The organism is Acinetobacter sp., from assembly GCF_045628685.1.
GTDB lineage: Bacteria > Pseudomonadota > Gammaproteobacteria > Pseudomonadales > Moraxellaceae > Acinetobacter.
Genome location: NZ_JAZQPV010000098.1, coordinates 1 through 18,279, shown reverse-complemented (window position 1 = coordinate 18,279; position 18,279 = coordinate 1). Strand labels below are relative to the sequence as shown.

At 43.4% G+C, this 18,279-nt stretch carries 15 protein-coding genes; 8 read left to right on the top strand and 7 right to left on the bottom strand.

Annotated features, from left to right (window positions below; genetic code table 11):
• Positions 1-15: 15 nt before the first annotated feature.
• Positions 16-1,170: an acyl-CoA dehydrogenase family protein gene (locus ACKI4H_RS13180; RefSeq protein ID WP_407306449.1), complete on the bottom strand. Its 1,155-nt coding sequence runs from the start codon at positions 1,168-1,170 to the stop codon at positions 16-18.
• 207 nt (positions 1,171-1,377) lie between these two features.
• Here ACKI4H_RS13180 and ACKI4H_RS13175 point away from each other — a divergent pair, with 207 nt between their 5' ends.
• The 4 genes from ACKI4H_RS13175 to ACKI4H_RS13160 all read left to right on the top strand — a co-directional run bounded on the left by ACKI4H_RS13175 (position 1,378) and on the right by ACKI4H_RS13160 (position 5,974).
• Positions 1,378-2,151, top strand: a complete 774-nt coding sequence (locus tag ACKI4H_RS13175) for an enoyl-CoA hydratase (RefSeq protein ID WP_407306447.1) — start codon at positions 1,378-1,380, stop codon at positions 2,149-2,151.
• 21 nt (positions 2,152-2,172) lie between these two features.
• A complete protein-coding gene (locus ACKI4H_RS13170; protein ID WP_407306445.1) occupies positions 2,173-3,690 on the top strand; it encodes a 3-hydroxyacyl-CoA dehydrogenase in 1,518 nt (505 codons plus the stop codon).
• 33 nt (positions 3,691-3,723) lie between these two features.
• Positions 3,724-4,929 carry a 3-oxoadipyl-CoA thiolase gene (locus tag ACKI4H_RS13165; RefSeq protein WP_407306443.1) on the top strand — a complete coding sequence of 402 codons (1,206 nt, stop codon included), beginning with the start codon at positions 3,724-3,726 and terminating at the stop codon, positions 4,927-4,929.
• A gap of 205 nt (positions 4,930-5,134) precedes the next feature.
• Entirely contained in the window at positions 5,135-5,974 is an 840-nt protein-coding gene (locus ACKI4H_RS13160; protein WP_131266203.1) for an IclR family transcriptional regulator, read from the top strand.
• Positions 5,975-6,039: 65 nt separating this feature from the next.
• Here ACKI4H_RS13160 and ACKI4H_RS13155 read toward each other — a convergent pair whose 3' ends face one another.
• Positions 6,040-7,842 carry an acyl-CoA dehydrogenase C-terminal domain-containing protein gene (locus ACKI4H_RS13155; protein ID WP_407306440.1) on the bottom strand — a complete coding sequence of 601 codons (1,803 nt, stop codon included), beginning with the start codon at positions 7,840-7,842 and terminating at the stop codon, positions 6,040-6,042.
• 453 nt (positions 7,843-8,295) lie between these two features.
• On the opposite strand from ACKI4H_RS13155, the gene ACKI4H_RS13150 reads away from it, so the two are divergent.
• On the top strand, positions 8,296-8,730 hold the full coding sequence (locus ACKI4H_RS13150) for a PaaI family thioesterase (protein ID WP_407306438.1): 435 nt from the start codon (positions 8,296-8,298) through the stop codon (positions 8,728-8,730).
• An 83-nt stretch (positions 8,731-8,813) separates the two neighbouring features.
• Here the strand turns inward: ACKI4H_RS13150 and ACKI4H_RS13145 are convergent, their stop codons facing one another.
• The 5 genes from ACKI4H_RS13145 to ACKI4H_RS13125 form a co-directional block, all read right to left on the bottom strand.
• Positions 8,814-9,659: an IclR family transcriptional regulator gene (locus ACKI4H_RS13145; protein WP_171539309.1), complete on the bottom strand. Its 846-nt coding sequence runs from the start codon at positions 9,657-9,659 to the stop codon at positions 8,814-8,816.
• A 130-nt stretch (positions 9,660-9,789) separates the two neighbouring features.
• On the bottom strand, positions 9,790-11,007 hold the full coding sequence (locus ACKI4H_RS13140; RefSeq protein WP_407306436.1) for a CaiB/BaiF CoA transferase family protein: 1,218 nt from the start codon (positions 11,005-11,007) through the stop codon (positions 9,790-9,792).
• Between the two features lie 12 nt (positions 11,008-11,019).
• The gene (locus ACKI4H_RS13135) at positions 11,020-12,222 is read right to left on the bottom strand and encodes a 3-oxoadipyl-CoA thiolase (protein ID WP_407306434.1); all 1,203 of its coding nucleotides are present in this window, start codon (positions 12,220-12,222) and stop codon (positions 11,020-11,022) included.
• Between the two features lie 21 nt (positions 12,223-12,243).
• The gene (locus ACKI4H_RS13130) at positions 12,244-13,761 is read right to left on the bottom strand and encodes a 3-hydroxyacyl-CoA dehydrogenase (RefSeq protein WP_407306432.1); all 1,518 of its coding nucleotides are present in this window, start codon (positions 13,759-13,761) and stop codon (positions 12,244-12,246) included.
• 3 nt (positions 13,762-13,764) lie between these two features.
• Positions 13,765-14,544 carry an enoyl-CoA hydratase gene (locus ACKI4H_RS13125; RefSeq protein WP_407306430.1) on the bottom strand — a complete coding sequence of 260 codons (780 nt, stop codon included), beginning with the start codon at positions 14,542-14,544 and terminating at the stop codon, positions 13,765-13,767.
• A gap of 310 nt (positions 14,545-14,854) precedes the next feature.
• Here ACKI4H_RS13125 and ACKI4H_RS13120 point away from each other — a divergent pair, with 310 nt between their 5' ends.
• From ACKI4H_RS13120 to ACKI4H_RS13110, 3 genes are all read left to right on the top strand, one after another.
• Positions 14,855-16,009, top strand: a complete 1,155-nt coding sequence (locus tag ACKI4H_RS13120) for an acyl-CoA dehydrogenase family protein (protein WP_407306428.1) — start codon at positions 14,855-14,857, stop codon at positions 16,007-16,009.
• 56 nt (positions 16,010-16,065) lie between these two features.
• Positions 16,066-17,304 (top strand): MFS transporter, encoded by a 1,239-nt coding sequence (locus ACKI4H_RS13115; protein ID WP_407306426.1) that lies wholly within the window; start codon positions 16,066-16,068, stop codon positions 17,302-17,304.
• Positions 17,305-17,430: 126 nt separating this feature from the next.
• Positions 17,431-18,279 (top strand): NAD(P)/FAD-dependent oxidoreductase (locus ACKI4H_RS13110; protein WP_407306476.1); only part of this gene is annotated, 849 nt, incomplete at its 3' end.

Genomic DNA, 18,279 nt, shown 5'->3' with positions numbered 1-18,279 from the left:
AATTTAGATCTGTTGTTATGCTGTGGCTTGTTTAATCATTTCACGCGCAATAATAATTTGCTGAATTTGTGTGGTGCCTTCATATAAGCGGAACAAACGTACGTCGCGATAGAAACGTTCAATTGAATATTCACTGATATAACCCGCACCGCCATGAATTTGTAAGCAGCGATCTGCAACACGGCCACACATTTCAGTCGCAAACATTTTGGCGCAAGAGGCTTCTGTCGTCACATTTTGGCCTGCATCACGTAAACGCGCAGCATCCATGACCATACATTTTGCGGCATAGATTTCAGCTTTAGAATCTGCCAACATGCCCTGAATCAGCTGGAAATTGGCAATTGCTTGACCAAACTGTTTACGTTCAACTGCATAATTTAGTGCATCTTCCAGCATGCGTTCTGCCATACCGACACTGTAACCGGCAATATGCAAACGGCCTTTATCCAGCACGCGCATCGCAGTTTTAAAGCCAATGCCTTCAATACCGCCAATCAACTGATCTTGATGAACACGACAGTTATCGAAAATCACGTCACAGGTATAAGAGCCGTGCTGCCCCATTTTTTTATCAATTTTTCCTAAAGATAAACCGGGTGTGCCTGCTTCGACCAAAAATGCAGAAATGCCGCTGGCACCTTTAATGTCTGGATTGGTACGCGCCATAACGGTAAAAGTCGTCGCACGTGGCGCATTGGTAATAAAGCGCTTGGTCCCGTTTAAAATATAATGATCGCCATCTTTGGTGGCCGTGGTTTTTAAAGAAGCTGCATCTGAACCTGAATCTGGTTCGGTTAAACAGAATGAACCAATATATTCACCGCTGGCATAGCGCGGCAAATATTTTTGTTTTTGTTCTTCAGTGCCATCAATCAGAATACCGCTAGAACCAATACCATTATTGGTGCCAATTAAAGAACGAAAAGCGGCAGAGGTTTTACCCAATTCCAGTGCCACTAAAATTTCTTCTTCCATGGTAATGCCCAAACCACCATATTCTTCCGGAATGGTTAAGCCAAATAAACCCAGCTCTTTCATCTGACTGACAATATGTTCAGGAATGGCGTTGCTTTCTTCAACCTCGTGCTCCAACGGCACAAGTTCATTTTTTACAAAATTTCGAATCGTTTCTAAAAGCTGTTCAAGCATTTCTGGATCACGGATCATGTTTTACTCCATCTGTTCATTTTTACGGTAAATTCCTTTACCTTTTTTTTAATTTCGCAATACGAAATAAATAACCACAAAAAACCAAAAACAGCAATAGGAAATACAAAATAAATATTTTTTGCACAAAAAATATTGAGTTTAGATAGAAATAGGATTAATTTAAATAAAAATAAAATTTCGCATTACGAAATTAATGGAGTAATAATGAAACAGATAGTGACAATGGAGTGTATCGAAGATCATATTGCGATCGTTAAAATTGACCGTCCTGAAGCGAAAAATGCGCTTAACACAGAAGTCCGCAAGCATCTTGCACAAATTTTCTCTGAACTGGCTTTAAATGATGACATCCGTGTCGTGATTCTGACCGGTGGTGAGTCGGTGTTTGCTGCCGGTGCAGATTTAAAAGAATTATCGTCGGCACAGACAGCAGAAATGTATTTGCGTCATACCGAACGTTACTGGCAGGCCATTGCACATTATCCAAAACCGGTGATTGCTGCGGTAAATGGTTATGCCTTGGGTGGCGGCTGTGAATTAGCCATGCATGCCGACATTATTATTGCAGGTGAATCTGCACAGTTTGGTCAGCCTGAAGTCAAAGTAGGTGTGATGCCGGGTGCTGGCGGTACCCAACGCCTATTCCGTGCGGTTGGAAAATTTCACGCCATGCGCATGATTCTGACCGGTTGCCTGGTTTCGGCACAAGAAGCCTACCAAATTGGTTTGGCTTCACAAGTCGTGCCAGATAGCGAAACGATCAGCACTGCCATCAAAATGGCAAAAACCATTGCACGTTTACCGCCTATTGCGCTTGAGCAAATTAAAGAAGTGGCATTAATGTCTGAAGATGTGCCTTTAAATGCCGGTTTAAGCCTAGAACGAAAATCCTTCCAGTTGCTGTTCGATACCCAAGATCAAAAAGAAGGTATGCAAGCGTTTATTGAAAAACGTCATCCGCAATATCAAGGCAAATAAATTATTTAGGGAAAAGTTTTTATGTCTATCCAAATTGCCACGATTGGCATTATCGGTTCAGGGGTTATGGGTACAGGAATTACCCAAATTGCCCTGCAGTCAAATCATCAAGTGTATTTATATGATGCCAAAGAAGGCGCTGCTCAAATAGCAGCCGAAAAGCTACAGGCAACTTTAAATAAACTGGTGGAAAAGAATAAAATTACTGCGGAATCTGCTCAGCAAGCGCTTGCCAATTTGGTAATCGCCGCACATCTAGATGAACTTAAAAATTGTGACCTTGTTATTGAAGCGATTGTCGAGAATCTTTCAGTCAAGCAAGAACTGGTTAAGCAGCTTGAAGCCTTGGTCGCAGAAAATACCATTATTGCTTCAAATACTTCGTCGCTCTCCATTACTGCCATTGCTTCACAGAGCCAGCATCCTGAGCGCATCGTAGGTTACCACTTCTTTAATCCTGTGCCTTTAATGAAAGTGGTAGAAGTGATTCCCGGGATTCGCACTCAACCGGAGATTGTCAGTCGCTTAGTCGACCTGTCTTATAAAATGGGCCATCGACCTGTCGTTGCAAAAGACACCCCGGGATTTATTATCAATCATGCAGGTCGTGCTTATGGTACAGAATCTTTAAAAATTCTAAATGAAAATGTTGCCAGTATTCACGAGATTGATCGTATTTTAAAACAAAATTTAGGTTTTAAAATGGGACCTTTTGAGCTGCTGGATTTAACCGGTCTGGATGTATCGCATCCGGTGATGGAATCGGTTTATGAGCAATATTATCAGGAACCGCGCTACCGTCCCAATGTACTGACCAAACAAATGCTGACGGCCAAACAGCTGGGGCGTAAAACGGGTCAGGGTTTTTACCGTTATGAAGCGGGACAGAAACTGGATGAACAGCCGGCAATTCGAGTTGAAAAATTGGCTGAATATCCTACTGTCTGGATTGCGGCAGATTTCGAAGCAGACCGTCAGACGTTAACCGATTATCTCAACACGCATCAAATTAGCATCGATACACAAGATTATCCGGCTGCGGACAGCCTGATTTTAGTGGCAAGTTATGGTGAAGATACCAGCTCAAGCATACAGCGCTTAAACCTCGATCCTACACGTACGGTCGCTATCGATTTAATTAATGGTTTAAATGTTCATCGTACTTTAATGCCAAGCCTGATTACCCAAGAAAAATTGAGTCAGGCAGCACACTCCATTTTCAATCTGGATGGCAATAGCGTCACCGTGATTCAGGAAAGTGTCGGTTTTGTCGCACAACGCGTGATTGCGATGGTGATTAATTTAGCCTGTGATATTGCCCAGCAAGGCGTTGCCACAGTAGATGACATTAATGCTGCGGTACGCTTAGGCCTAGGCTACCCATATGGTCCAATTAGCTGGGGAGATGTGCTCGGACCTGCAAAAATCCTGCTCATTTTAGAGCGCATGACTCAAATTACCGCAGACCCACGCTATCGCCCAAGTCCCTGGTTACAGCGTCGTGTCAAGCTTAATCAATCTTTAACTTTTACCGCTTAAAACTTTTATATCGAAATTCTTCAAGGAAAGAAAATGTTAAACGCTTATATTTATGATGGATTACGTACTCCTTTTGGTCGTCATGCAGGTAGCTTGGCTACAATTCGCCCGGACGATTTAGCCGGTTTAGTTATTCGCCGTCTGGTTGAAAAAACGGGGATTCCAGGTGCTGATGTAGAAGATGTGATTTTTGGCAGTACCAATCAGGCCGGTGAAGACAGCCGCAATGTGGCACGTCATGCAGCTCTTTTGGCAGGATTGCCGGTCACTGTTCCTGGTCAAACTGTTAACCGCTTATGTGCTTCAGGCTTGGGCGCTATTATTGATTCTGCTCGCGCCATTACTTGTGGTGAAGGCGATTTGTATATTGCCGGTGGTGTCGAATCAATGACCCGTGCGCCTTTTGTGATGGCAAAAGCTGAATCTGCTTATAGCCGCGAAGCAAAGATTTATGACACCACCATTGGTTCACGCTTCCCTAACCCACAGATTGTTAAGCAATTTGGCGGCCATAGTATGCCAGAAACTGGTGATAATGTTGCGGTAGAATTTGGTATCAGCCGTGAACAGGCAGATGCATTTGCAGCAGCGTCACAAGCCAAATATGAAGCTGCAAAACAGGCCGGTTTCTTTGAAGATGAAATTACCGCAGTTGAAGTTTCTCAAGGACGCAAATTACCGCCAAAATCAGTAGTTGAAGATGAGCACCCTCGCCCGAGTTCAAATTTTGAAGCATTGCAAAAACTGAAACCCCTCTTTGAAGGTGGTGTGGTTACTGCCGGAAATGCTTCAGGCATTAATGATGGCGCAGCCGCAGTACTGATTGGTAGTGAAGCGGTACAGCAAAAATATGGCTTAAAGCCAATAGCTAAAATTTTGTCTGCAGCTGCAGCAGGTATTGAGCCGCGTATTATGGGCGCAGGTCCAATCGAAGCCATTAAAAAAGCGGTTGCACGTGCCGGTTTGAGTTTAGATGATCTGGATATTATTGAAATTAATGAAGCATTCGCATCTCAAGTGCTGTCTTGTTTAAAGGGCTTAGGGATTGATTCGGATGATCCACGTGTGAATCCAAATGGTGGTGCCATTGCGCTCGGTCATCCATTAGGTGCTTCAGGTGCACGTCTTGCATTAACGACTGCACGCCAACTCCAGCGTACAGGCAAAAAATATGCTGTGGTCAGCTTATGTATTGGTGTTGGTCAAGGTTTGGCCATGGTGATTGAAAACGTAGGCTAATGATTCTTTTCAGTAAGTCTTAAAATCTCATTAAGCGGCTGTGGTTATTCAGCCGCTTAATTTTATGTAACATTCATTTCATAAAAGATATTAAAAAATGGATGGTTATTCATCTTAATAAAATTAGATAATTAGACATTTATTTTGTATCGTGAAATTTAGTTGTTATTATATTTTATAGTTATCTATTTGATTGTACCTCAACATGACATTAAAAAATAAATCAGGTGAAAGTTCCAACTTTGATGAAATACGTTTAGACCCCATTTCTCATATTCATCGTGAAAATAATCCGCAGTTTATTGCCTCTATTGCGCGTGGACTGGAAATTCTGCGTTGTTTTTCTTCTTCGAATCAATTACTGGGTAATCAGGAAATTGCTCACTTGACCAATTTACCTAAACCGACCGTGGCACGCATTACCAGTACCCTGGTTTCTTTGGGCTATTTAAAGCAATTACCCAACACCACCAAATACTTACTCGATGTTGGTGTATTGGCATTAGGCTATTCAGCACTATCCAATATCTCTGCACGCACTCAGGCACAACCTTTTATGGAGGAAATGTCTAAATATGCCCAGGCACCAGTAGCGATGGCAACACGCGACAGATTAAACATGATCTATCTGAATGTAGTGCATACAGATTCTACGCTCACCATGCGTCGTCCGATTGGCTCAACTTTACCCATTCATAGTAGTGCGATGGGCCGAGCATGTCTGGCTGCTATGGTTGAAAAAGAACGCCATTATTTATTTGATGCGATTAAAAAAAGAAATGAAGACAGCTGGCCAAGTATTAAACGTAATTTAGAACGTGCAGTTCGCGATTATCAAGACTATGGTTATTGTCTGTCTATTGGTGACTGGGCCAAAGATGTCAATTCGGTGGCGGTGCCGCTGATCCATCCGCAACATGGCATTTTGGTGTTTAACTGTGGCGCGCCGAGTTATTTGCTGGATCAGGAAAAGCTGGAAAATGAGATTGGTCCGCGCTTAATTCATATGGTCAATAATATTTCCAGTACCTTAAATAACAACTAAAAAATCCCAGATGAAAAAGAAGCGCCCTTTAGGCGCTTCTTTTATGCAAGTTAAATAATAATACATTAATCAAATTTGAATGCTTCAGGATCTAAGCTGAATACGACCTCACCGCCTTCTAAAATATTAGCCGCATGCGTTTTAGTGCGGTTTAACAATTTACTGTAATAGAATTGCGCAGTCGCCAGTTTTGCTTGATAAAACTCATCTGTTGAGCCCGCTGCAATTTGACTTTGTGCAACTTGGGCCGCTTTAGCCCAGACATAGGCCAGTGTCACATAGCCAGAGAAGTATAGATAATCGACAGAAGCTGCACCTGTTTCGTCAGGGTTGGTTTTGGCTTTTTCCGCAACAAAATCAGTCAAGCTTTTCCATTCTGCCAATAATTCAGACAACTTGTTTAACATGGGCTGAATACCCGTCTGGTTTTGATGTTCTGCGATAAAATGTTCAATCATATCGGTGAAATTGTTTAGAAGAGCACCGTCTGATTTCAAAATTTTACGACCAAGCAAGTCAATCGCCTGAATTTCAGTCGTTCCTTCATACAGACAGGCAATACGCATATCACGCGCCAACTGTTCCATTCCATGCTCGGAAATATAGCCATGACCGCCAAACACCTGCATACCGTGTTTAGAACATTCCACGCCCATTTCCGTCAAGAAAGCTTTGGCAATTGGGGTTAATAAAGCGAGCAGATCCTCGATTTTTTTCTTTTCAGCAGCATCCTGAGTTACCCCGGCTACATCGACCCAATGCGCAATTAAATAGGTCAGTATACGGCCACCTTCAGCAAAGGCTTTTTGAGTCAGCAACATGCTGCGTACTGCCGGATGGACAATAATCGGATCGGCTGCTTTTTCAGGGAAGTATGCACCGCCAAGCGCACGTAAAGCCAGGCGATCTTTGGCATAAGACAGCGCACCTTGATAACTTGCCTCGGAAATGGCTAAACCTTGGGTTGCAGTACTTAAACGCGCTGCGTTCATAAAAGTAAACATACACAGCAAACCTTTATGCTCTGGACCAATCAAATAGCCACGCGCAGCATCAAAATTTAGAACACAGGTCGCATTACCATGAATGCCCATTTTATGCTCAAGCGAACTGCATATCATGTTATTACGATCGGCTTTATTACCTTCTGCATCCACATTAAATTTTGGCACAATAAATAGAGAAATACCGCGTGTACCTGCCGGTGCATTTGGCAAGCGAGCCAGTACAATATGTACAATATTTTCTGCCAAGTCATGATCGCCTGCAGAAATAAAGATTTTTTCACCGCTAATCGCATAGCTGCCATCTTCATTCGGTACAGCCTTGGTACGGACTTGACCCAGATCGGAACCTGCTTGTGCTTCTGTTAAGCACATCGTTCCTGTCCATTGCCCGCTAATTAATTTCGGCAAATAGATTTGTTTTTGTTGTTCTGTGCCATGGTGATTAATTGTGCGCATAGCGCCATGCGATAAACTTGGGTACATGCCCCATGCCCAGTTGCATGCCGTGGTCATTTCCTGAATTGCGGTACGTAGTAAGTTCGGTAAACCTTGACCACCAAATTCTTCACGTGCAGTTAAGGATGGGAAACCCAATTCAACATATTTATCATAAGCTGCCTTAAAGCCGTCTGGTGTAGTGACAACCCCATCTTTTAAAGTACAGCCTTGACGGTCACCAACTGCATTTAAGGGCAGAATTTCATTTTGGCAAAAATCCGCTGCCACATCTAAATATTGATTAAATAATTCAGCCGACACCTTGTCTTGGTAATATTCAAAACCAGAATAACTTTCTTCAATGTTGAGCACTTCATTTAAGACAAAATTCATATCTCGACGCGGTGCAATATAATCTGGCATTGTTTAATCCTTCCTTTTATATTCCCTGCTAAAATTTTTTAAATATTTGCAGAGTAGTTCCAATGTTCTTGTGATCTTTAAAATGAATATTTCACATTTATAAGGGCGTAATTTTTAATACAATGGAAATAATTTCGTATAACGAAATAATATTCCATATATTTGCTATTTTCTACAAAAAGCATATCAATCCGTTTTTTTTGCTTATATTTTGTACATTTCCATCTAAGTGAGTTAATTAATTTTCAAAAAACTGCCATATTTTCCTGTTTAATTAACAATGAATGAAAATTTATAAATAAAAACCTTTTTATACCTCTCCTTTTCTCTGTAAAAAACAGCAAAAAATTCAGTTATAAATTAAATATTTTGCAATACAGAATTTTATTTTATAAGTTTCCAAATTATGTTATTTTTCAATAAATCGAAAAAGACAGGACAAGGAATAAAGGAATGCTGACTGACCAATATTCAGGAATTGATGCACTTAATGCACTTAAAAATGGTGAAATTCCCCATGCTCCGATGGCCAAGACCATTCCCATGAAACTGGTAGATGTTCAGGAAGGTTATATCGTGTATGAAGTCACACCGGGTGAAGAGCATATTAATTTACAAGGTGGCGTGCATGGTGGTTTCTGTGCCACGGTTTTAGATAGCGTAACGGGTGGCGTTGCCCACTCAATGATGGAAAAAGGCAACCGCTTTGCGACTGTAGACCTGAATATAAAAATGATCCGTCCCATGCAAGTCGAAAAAACCTATCGAGGCATTGGACACCTGATTAATGCTGGACGGACCATTGTCAGTACTGAAGGCAAAATTGTGGATGAAAATGATAAAATTTATGCGCATGCGACTGCAACACTTATGATTATTCGAAAATAAACAAAAAAAGAGCAGTATCTTTTTGGATAGATACTGCTCTTTATGTGATTATTTAAATAATAGGTATAGCGTCTTAATACCCACTAGCCAACATCTGTACGAATGTTATTGACCATATGCACTAAACGCGGTGCAATTTCATCTTCCAGCTTTTCACGGCTTAAAATAAAGCTTGGCCCACCACAGTTAAATACCAGTAATCCATGTTGATCGTGATAATAAGGCACAGCCACTGAATTCACATCTTTATGCCAGTCACCGACTGAAAAGCAATATCCAAAGTCTTGATAGTCCTTAAAGGCTTTATCTAGTTCACGATTTATTTTTATCCAGTCTTCTTTGTGTTTAGCACGAATGGCATTGAGTAAAAATTCACGCTCATCTTCCGGCATTGCTGCCAAGCATGCACGACCTACCGAACTTAAATGAATGGGTAAATAAGTACCGACTTGGCGTCGCATAGTGACATTACCCTTGCCTTGCACGACATCTAAGTAGATCATATTTAAGCGGTCACGGGTTGCCATAGCAACAGCTGCACCTGCATAATCTGCTAATTCTTTCATGTATGGATGAGCAATCGAACGGATTGAAAGATTCGACAACATTGAATAACCAAATGAAAGTACCCCAACAGAAAGCTGAAATTTACTTGAGTTTGGTACTTGTTTTAAATAACCCAAACGTGACAGTGTATGGGTCAAACGGGTAATGGTCGGTTTCGGCAAACCCGTCATTTGAGAGAGTTCTTGATTACCTAAATGTTGATGTTTTGGAGTAAAACAACGTAACAGTTCCAAACCACGGGCAAGAGCGGTAATGTATTGGCGATCATTTTCATCCTGCATATCCTCAATAGGATCCAGGAGTTCATGTCGTAAAGGAGCTAATAGCTTCTCCGCTTGTTCCGATTCTGTCACTTCAGTCATTTAAATGGCCTAATTTATTTAATTCTGTTTCGCATTGCGAAAATTATAATATAAATATCCTATTAATAGCAAAGAAGCAACCTCTAAAAAGTTGCTTCTTTGTTCATCTTAACCAGGCTTTTAAAAGGGATTAACCAATAATACCTTTGCTTCGCAGTTCTGCTAATTTTTCAGCATCGGCTACGCGGGCTAAAATTTCATTGGTATGTTCACCGAGCATCGGTGGGGCTTTTTTATATTCCACCGGCGTACGAGAAAGTTTGATAGGAGAACCAATGACTTTGAGTTTATCTTTTAAAGGATGCTGCATTTCAACCAGCATATCTCTGGCTTTCACCTGCGGCTCTTCAAAAGCTTGCTCAAGGTTATTGATTAGACCAACCGGTACTTTCACCGCATGAATCGCTTCAACCCAATGCTTCGCATTGTCGCTAAGGAAATGCGTAGACAATAACTCGCCAATCTCACTTCGGTGTTTAATCCGCAAGGCATTGGTAGTAAAACGTGGGTCATCCGGCAATTCCGGCAAGCCAATCGCATTGCTTAATGCCACGAATTGTTTGTCATTACCGCATGCAATAATAAAGTCTTGGTCTGCCGCTTTAAACACTTGGTAAGGCACAATATTGGCATGGGCATTACCATAGCGACCCGGCACTTTACCTGACGCTAAATAGTTCATGCCTTGATTGGCCAATGTTGCCACTTGCACATCAAGCAATGCCATATCAACGTGTTGACCTAAGCCAGTAATGGTACGGTTCAATAATGCCGCTTGAATGGCAATGGTTGAATACAGACCCGTAGTTAAATCGGCAAAAGCTACACCCACTTTTTGTGGGCCACCACCCGGCAAGTCATCTTTTTCACCGGTCACAGACATTAAGCCGCCCATGCCCTGAATAATAAAGTCATAACCCGGTTCAGGCGCACGTGGACCGGTTTGACCAAAACCGGTAATTGAGCAATAGACCAGTTTCGGGTTGATGGCACTTAAACTATCGTAATCCAGTCCGTATTTTTTCAGCGAACCAGCTTTATAGTTTTCAATCACCACATCAGAGTCTGCAGCTAAAGCGCGGACCAGTTCCTGACCTTCAGCGGTCGAAATATCAATCGCAACGGAAAGTTTATTTCGGTTCGCAGATTGGTAATAAGCTGCTTCACGTGTGTCCTCGCCTTGATTGTTCTTCATCCAAGGTGGACCCCATAAACGGGTGTCATCACCTGTTTTTGGACGTTCAACTTTAATCACTTCTGCGCCTAAATCCGCGAGGATTTGACCACACCAAGGACCTGCAAGTACGCGACTTAAATCCAGTACGCGAATACCCTCTAATGCACCCATGTGTCTTTACCTTTATACGCGTTCAATAACCATTGCGAGACCTTGTCCCACACCAATACATAGACTGATCACAGCATATTTTTTGCCGCTGCGCTGCAGTTCACGTGCTGTTGATAATGCCAGACGAGCACCCGATGCACCCAGTGGATGACCGACTGCAATCGCACCACCGTTTGGATTCACCCGCGGATCATCCAGTGCAATCTCTAAACCTCGAAGGCATGCCAATACTTGAGAGGCAAAGGCTTCATTGATCTCGATGATGTCCATGTCTGCCAAAGTCAGGTTAGCACGTTTGAGTGCCAGCTTGATGGCATCAACCGGACCTGCACCCATAATGCGCGGTTCAATCCCCGCCGCACCTGATGCCAGAATTCTGGCGATTGGTTTAAAGCCCAAGGTTTGCTCAGCCTGCTCAGAACCAATCAGTAGTGCTGCTGCACCATCGTTCACGCCTGAAGCATTACCTGCTGTCACTACACCGTCTGCAAACAATGGTTTCAGTTTTTGTAAAGCTTCCATATTAGACGATGGGCGTGGATGCTCATCCACTGCAACTAATTTAGGCGGTAATTTACGGCCTTGTGGCACTTCGATGCCAACAATTTCACCCTCAAAGAAACCGGCCTGTTTGGCAGCTTCATATTTGGCTTGCGATGCTGCCGCGAAGGTATCCGCATCTTCACGCGTGATGCCATATTCAACCGCAACGTTGTCGCCGGTTTTTGGCATGGTGTCATCACCGAACTGCTTTTCAATGGCAGGGTTCGGGAAACGTGCACCAATGGCTGAATCAAAGACTTTAAAGTCACGGCCAAAGGCTTTTTCAGACTTGGCAAAAACAAAGGGTGCGCGTGACATGGATTCAACGCCACCGGCGATAAAGATCTCGCCTTCGCCACAGCTAATCGCACGTGCTGCATCAATCACAGATGCCAAACCTGATGCACAGAGACGGTTTACGGTTTGCGCTGGGGTTTTTACATCCAAACCTGCTAGCAATGCTGCATGACGCGCGATGTTACGGCTGTCTTCACCGGCTTGGTTGGTGTTGCCCAAAATCACATCATCATAGATATTGTTGGGTAAATTGTGCTTTTCAAGCAAGGCCTTAATCACATGCGCAGCCAGGTTGTCCGGACGAATCGTGGCAAGCTCACCGGCATGACGACCAAATGCGGTACGTACACCATCATAAATATAGGCATTTAACATAGGAGTTTCCTTCTAATTCGCTTAAACAGCTGCGCTGTGAAGTAAAGATAAATTCAGTTGTGCACGACGTTTTAGCCATGGGCTTGGACGGTAGCGCTGATCGCCAGTGTTGGCATAGATCCGTTCCAGAATCAGTAAGATGCGTTGTGCACCCAATACATCGCCCCATGAAATTGGACCATGCGGATAACCGAGACCCAGTTTCACCGCTTTATCGATGTCAGATGCTGTGGCAATTTGCTGCTGTGCAATGTCACACGCCAAATTCACCACCATCGCCAAGACACGCTGCGCAACAAAGCCCACGCTTTCTGCAATCACGGTCACGCCCTGTCCATCTTTGGCAAATATCGCATGCGCCTGGTCGATGTAATTTTTCGCAGTCACAATGGATGGCATGATGGTGCGGTGCTTGGCAAAATCCGTCAGCAGATCAATCGATACCACACGCGCTGCATCTACGCCCAAACGTAATGACGCAGTGGTGCTGTCTTCACCATAAGTGGCAAGAATAATCAGGCTGTCTGCCGCAGGTTGTTCAGCACTGTCCAGCACCAGGCCTTGCGCTCGGATGTAATCACGTAAAACGCTGGCATCTTGCTCACGGTCTGTGGCAATCCACACTGCATTAAACTTGTTGACTGCCGGAACAGCTTGTACCGGGGCTTCGTTGGTTTTTTTGCCGTCGATATATTTATAGAAGCCTTCACCGACTTTACGGCCAACTTTTTTACCGGCCAGCATTTGACGGGTTAAAGGGTGTGGACGATAACGGTCTTCCTGATAGTACTGGTTAAAAATCGATTCCATTACAGGATGCGATACATCCAGTGCGGTTAAGTCAAACAATTCCAGCGGCCCCATACGGAAACCGGCACCTTCACGTAAGATACGGTCGATATCTGAAATGGAGGCAACGCCTTCGCCCAAAGCTTTCAAGGCTTCGGTACCATAGGCACGACCGGCATGATTGACGATGAATCCCGGGGTGTCTTTGGTGCGTACACCGAAATGACCCGTGCGCTGTGCCAGTTCAAGCAGGTCTTCAACTACCTGCTCATCTGTGGCTAAGCCTGCAATCACTTCGACAATTTTCATCAAAGGTACAGGGTTAAAGAAGTGGAAACCGGCCATGCGTCCTTGATGTTCAAGGTTTGAAGCAATGGCAGTCACTGAAAGTGATGAAGTATTGGTCGCTAAAATCGTGCTAGGCGCAACAATGGCTTCAATTTGCTTAAACAGGCTTTGCTTGATCTCCAGGTTTTCAATGATGGCTTCAACCACCAGATCCACACCCGCGATTTGTTCAATGCTGTCCAAAACTACAAAACGCGCCAAGGTTTCATTCAGCACTTGTTCGGTGAATTTGCCTTTGGCTTGTAGTTTTTCCAATATTACTTTGAGTTTGGCTAAGCCTGCTTCTGCAGCACCTGCCTTGGCATCAAATAAACGAACTTCGACACCGGCTTGCGCAGCAATTTGCGCAATGCCCATGCCCATTACACCGGTACCGATCAACGCCATAGATTGAATGGTCATGTCTTATTCTCCAGTGTACTGTGCAGGACGTTTTTCAAAAAATGCATTCACGCCTTCTTTTTGATCTTTAGTGTCAAATAGAATCTGGAAGGCTTTACGCTCTAAAGTCAGCGCACCCTGTAAAGACAGGTCCTGACCCAAATTGGTCACTTCTTTAATTTGCTGCACCGCAATTGGAGAAAAACCTGCAATGGTTTTTGCAATCTCAAGTGCATGAGCAATGGTGTTTTCATCTTCAACCACTTCAGAAACCAGGCCCATTTGGCTGGCTTCTTCAGCGCTGATGAATTTACCCGACAACACCAGCAGCATGGTTTTGAATTTACCAATCGCACGCAGTAAACGTTGTGTACCGCCCGCGCCCGGCATCAGGCCGAGTTTTATTTCAGGCTGACCGAATTTTGCCGACTGGCCGGCAATAATGATATCGGCATGCATCGCCAGTTCACAGCCGCCACCCAAGGCATAGCCATTCACTGCCGCAATAATCGGCTTGCTGCAATCGATAATACTTTGCCAGTATTGTTCGGTATGGCGTAAATACATTTGCGCTGTGGTTGCAGTGGTGAAGTCTTTAATATCAGCACCGGCCGCAAAAACTTTCTCTCCGCCAGTAATCACAATCGCGCGTACAGCAGTGTTCTGGTTTAGTGCTTGAAAAGCTTTTGAAAGTGCCTGACGTAATTCCAGATTCAGTGCATTCCTGGCTTCAGGTCGATGTATTTCTACAAGCGCCACGCCATCTTCTTGCAGGGTAAGTTTTAATATTTGGGTGCTTTCCATAATCTTCACATTTCGCACAGCGGTATATTTATTGCAATATACATAAGTTTAACCCAATTTTAAATCAAATTTTTTCATATGAAAAATAATTAATAGCGATGATAAAGATACATTTTTGTTAAAAAACAAAAACTTAATATTTTAATTTAATTTAATATTTGATACCGCATTGCGAAATATACTTTCGTATATATTGTACAAGCGATCTTTTTTGATTAGTATCCGGATAAATTCAGCTTAGTGACTACATCTTGTTCGATTTAGTTGATTGAAAAAAACAAGCTGTTAACCCTAAAAACGGAGTTAGGACATGATTCGCGATCAGGAAACCTTAGACCAATTAGTCGATATGATTCGTCAATTTGTTGAAGGTGTATTAATCCCAAATGAAGAACTCGTTGCTGAAACAGACGAAATTCCTGCAGAAATCGTTCAGCAAATGAAAGAGTTAGGATTGTTTGGTTTAACAATTCCTGAAGAATATGAAGGTCTTGGCCTAACTATGGAAGAAGAGGTTTATATTGCCTTTGAATTAGGCCGTACCTCTCCTGCTTTCCGTTCGCTCATTGGTACAAACAATGGTATCGGTGCTTCAGGCCTGATCATTGATGGTACAGAAGAACAAAAACAATATTTCCTGCCACGCTTAGCCAGCGGTGAAATTATTGGTTCATTCTGCTTAACCGAACCGGATTCTGGTTCTGATGCTGCATCTTTAAAAACAACTGCAGTAAAAGATGGCGATGAATACATCTTGAATGGTACCAAACGCTTTATTACCAATGCCCCACATGCGGGTGCTTTCACGGTAATGGCACGTACTAATCTTGAATTGAAAGGTTCAGCTGCTATTTCTGCATTTATTGTCGACAGCAAAACACGGGGTATTTCACTCGGTAAACGTGACAAGAAAATGGGGCAAAAAGGCGCACATACCTGTGATGTGATCTTTGAAAACTGCCGTATTCCCGCGTCGGCTTTAATTGGTGGCGTTGAAGGCGTTGGCTTTAAAACTGCAATGAAAGTGCTTGATAAAGGCCGTATTCATATTGCAGCACTCAGCGTTGGTGCAGCAACACGCATGCTCGATGACTCACTTCAATATGCGGTTGAACGTAAGCAATTTGGCCAAGCGATTGCAAATTTCCAGTTGATTCAAGGCATGCTGGCCGATTCAAAAGCTGAAATTTATGCAGCTAAATGCATGGTGCTGGATGCAGCGCGTTTACGTGACGCAGGCAAAAATGTCAGCACTGAAGCATCTTGCGCGAAAATGTTTGCTACAGAAATGTGTGGCCGGGTAGCTGATCGTGGGGTGCAAATCCATGGTGGCGCAGGTTACATCAGCGAATATGCGATTGAACGTTTCTACCGTGATGTCCGTTTATTCCGTTTGTACGAAGGTACAACTCAAATTCAACAAGTAATTATTGCGCGTAACATGATTAAAGAAGCTACGCGTTAACAGTTTGGCTGGGTCACTCTCCTTGCGACTCGGCTTTTTTTATAAGGTAATGGATTATGGCTGTTAATACTTTATCCAAAATTAATTCAAATACATGGAAAATTGCATTTATTTTTGCGTTCTTGGCCTTATTGGTTGATGGCGCAGACTTGATGCTTTTATCTTACAGTTTAAGCAGTATTAAAGCTGAATTTGGATTAACAACGGTCGAAGCAGGGATGCTTGGAAGCTTTACTCTGGCAGGTATGGCGATTGGTGGTATTTTTGGTGGATGGGCATGTGACAAATTTGGTCGCGTGCGTACTGTAGTTGTCTCGATTTTATTGTTCTCGGTATTGACTTGCGGTCTTGGTTTTACTCGATCTTTTGTAGAATTCGGTACTTTACGTTTCTTTGCTTCATTGGGTTTGGGCTCTTTATATATTGCCTCTAATACCTTGATGGCGGAATATGTACCGACCAAATACCGCACCACTGTACTTGGCACACTCCAGGCTGGTTGGACCGTGGGTTATATTGTTGCAACGTTGCTTGCAGGCTGGTTAATTCCCGACCATGGCTGGCGCATGCTGTTCTACGTTGCTGCGTTACCGATTGGTTTAGCAATTTTGATGCATTTCTTGGTGCCGGAGCCTGCTGCATGGCAAGAAAACCGTTTCAAGAAAGTAGAAGTGACAGACAAACCTGCGGAATCGACTTGGAAACTCATTTTCCAGGACAAAAAAAATCGTAACATGTTCATTCTTTGGGCATTAACAGCTGGTTTCCTGCAGTTTGGTTACTATGGTGTAAACAACTGGATGCCAACCTACCTAGAAACTGAATTGGGTATGAAATTTAAAGAAATGACGGCTTATATGGTCGGCACATATACGGCAATGATCTTGGGTAAAATTCTTGCAGGTTATATGGCTGATAAAGTTGGTCGACGTTTTACTTATGCTTTCGGTGCCGTTGGTACAGCTATTTTCTTGCCACTGATCGTATTCTATAATTCGCCAGAAAACATTCTTTACCTATTGGTTATTTTTGGTTTCTTATACGGTATTCCATACGGTGTAAATGCGACCTATATGACTGAAAGTTTTCCGACAGCCGTACGTGGTACAGCAATCGGTGGTTCATATAACGTTGGTCGTCTTGGCGCTGCCATTGCACCTGCAGTAATCGGCTACTTAGCAAGTGGTGGTTCTATTGGCCTTGGTTTCCTTGTGATGGGTGCAGCATACTTTATTTGTGGCGTGATTCCTGCTCTCTTCATCAAAGAAAAACAATACGATCCCCAAAAATCATAAGGTTTTAAACCGAATAAAAAAGTCTCTCCGGAGGCTTTTTTTATTTGAAAAAAATATCAAAATTAAACTTCATAACAAATTTTAAAAATGATAAAATACCGCTAAGCGAAATTGAGTTTTATAATTATGGATGATTTAGTTCGAGAATCGATGGAGTTTGACGTCGTCATCGTTGGCGCAGGACCGGCCGGTCTGTCTGCGGCGATCAAGATCCGTCAACTTGCAATTGAAAACAACCTGAATGATCTGTCCGTTTGTGTCGTGGAAAAAGGCTCCGAAGTCGGTGCACACATCCTGTCCGGCGCGGTGCTTGAACCGCGTGCCATGAACGAGCTGTTCCCCGACTGGAAAGAACAGGGTGCGCCTTTAAATGTGCCGGTGACTGAAGACAAAACCTTCTTCCTGCTTTCAGATGAAAAATCACAGGAAGCCCCGCACTGGATGGTGCCAAAAACCATGCACAATGACGGCAACTATGTCATCTCACTCGGCAATGTGGTGCGCTGGTTAGGCAGCAAAGCCGAAGAGCTGGAAGTGTCGATCTTCCCGGGCTTTGCTGCTGCTGAAATCCTCTATCATGCAGATGGTACCGTGAAAGGCATCCAGACCGGTGACATGGGCATTGGCAAGGATGGCGAACCGACGCATAACTTTACCCCAGGTTATGAGCTGCATGCCAAATACACCATTTTCGCTGAAGGCTGTCGTGGCCACCTCGGTAAACGCCTGATCCAGAAATTCAACCTGGACCAAGATGCCGATCCGCAGCATTACGGTATTGGCATTAAAGAATTGTGGGAAATTGATCCTGCGAAACACAAATCGGGTCTGGTAATGCACGGTGCTGGCTGGCCTTTAAGCGAGACCGGTTCTTCAGGCGGCTGGTGGCTGTATCACGCTGAAAACAACCAGGTGACCCTGGGCATGATCGTCGATCTTTCCTACACCAATCCGCATATGTATCCGTTTATGGAA

Coding starts and splice junctions, on each gene's coding strand:
- ACKI4H_RS13160 (WP_131266203.1), top strand. CDS start 5,135: ATGACATTAAAAAATAAATCAGGTGAAAGTTCCAACTTTGATGAAATA.
- ACKI4H_RS13150 (WP_407306438.1), top strand. CDS start 8,296: ATGCTGACTGACCAATATTCAGGAATTGATGCACTTAATGCACTTAAA.
- ACKI4H_RS13155 (WP_407306440.1), bottom strand. CDS start 7,842: ATGCCAGATTATATTGCACCGCGTCGAGATATGAATTTTGTCTTAAAT.
- ACKI4H_RS13145 (WP_171539309.1), bottom strand. CDS start 9,659: ATGACTGAAGTGACAGAATCGGAACAAGCGGAGAAGCTATTAGCTCCT.
- ACKI4H_RS13180 (WP_407306449.1), bottom strand. CDS start 1,170: ATGATCCGTGATCCAGAAATGCTTGAACAGCTTTTAGAAACGATTCGA.
- ACKI4H_RS13175 (WP_407306447.1), top strand. CDS start 1,378: ATGAAACAGATAGTGACAATGGAGTGTATCGAAGATCATATTGCGATC.
- ACKI4H_RS13115 (WP_407306426.1), top strand. CDS start 16,066: ATGGCTGTTAATACTTTATCCAAAATTAATTCAAATACATGGAAAATT.
- ACKI4H_RS13125 (WP_407306430.1), bottom strand. CDS start 14,544: ATGGAAAGCACCCAAATATTAAAACTTACCCTGCAAGAAGATGGCGTG.
- ACKI4H_RS13165 (WP_407306443.1), top strand. CDS start 3,724: ATGTTAAACGCTTATATTTATGATGGATTACGTACTCCTTTTGGTCGT.
- ACKI4H_RS13170 (WP_407306445.1), top strand. CDS start 2,173: ATGTCTATCCAAATTGCCACGATTGGCATTATCGGTTCAGGGGTTATG.
- ACKI4H_RS13130 (WP_407306432.1), bottom strand. CDS start 13,761: ATGACCATTCAATCTATGGCGTTGATCGGTACCGGTGTAATGGGCATG.
- ACKI4H_RS13120 (WP_407306428.1), top strand. CDS start 14,855: ATGATTCGCGATCAGGAAACCTTAGACCAATTAGTCGATATGATTCGT.
- ACKI4H_RS13135 (WP_407306434.1), bottom strand. CDS start 12,222: ATGTTAAATGCCTATATTTATGATGGTGTACGTACCGCATTTGGTCGT.
- ACKI4H_RS13140 (WP_407306436.1), bottom strand. CDS start 11,007: ATGGGTGCATTAGAGGGTATTCGCGTACTGGATTTAAGTCGCGTACTT.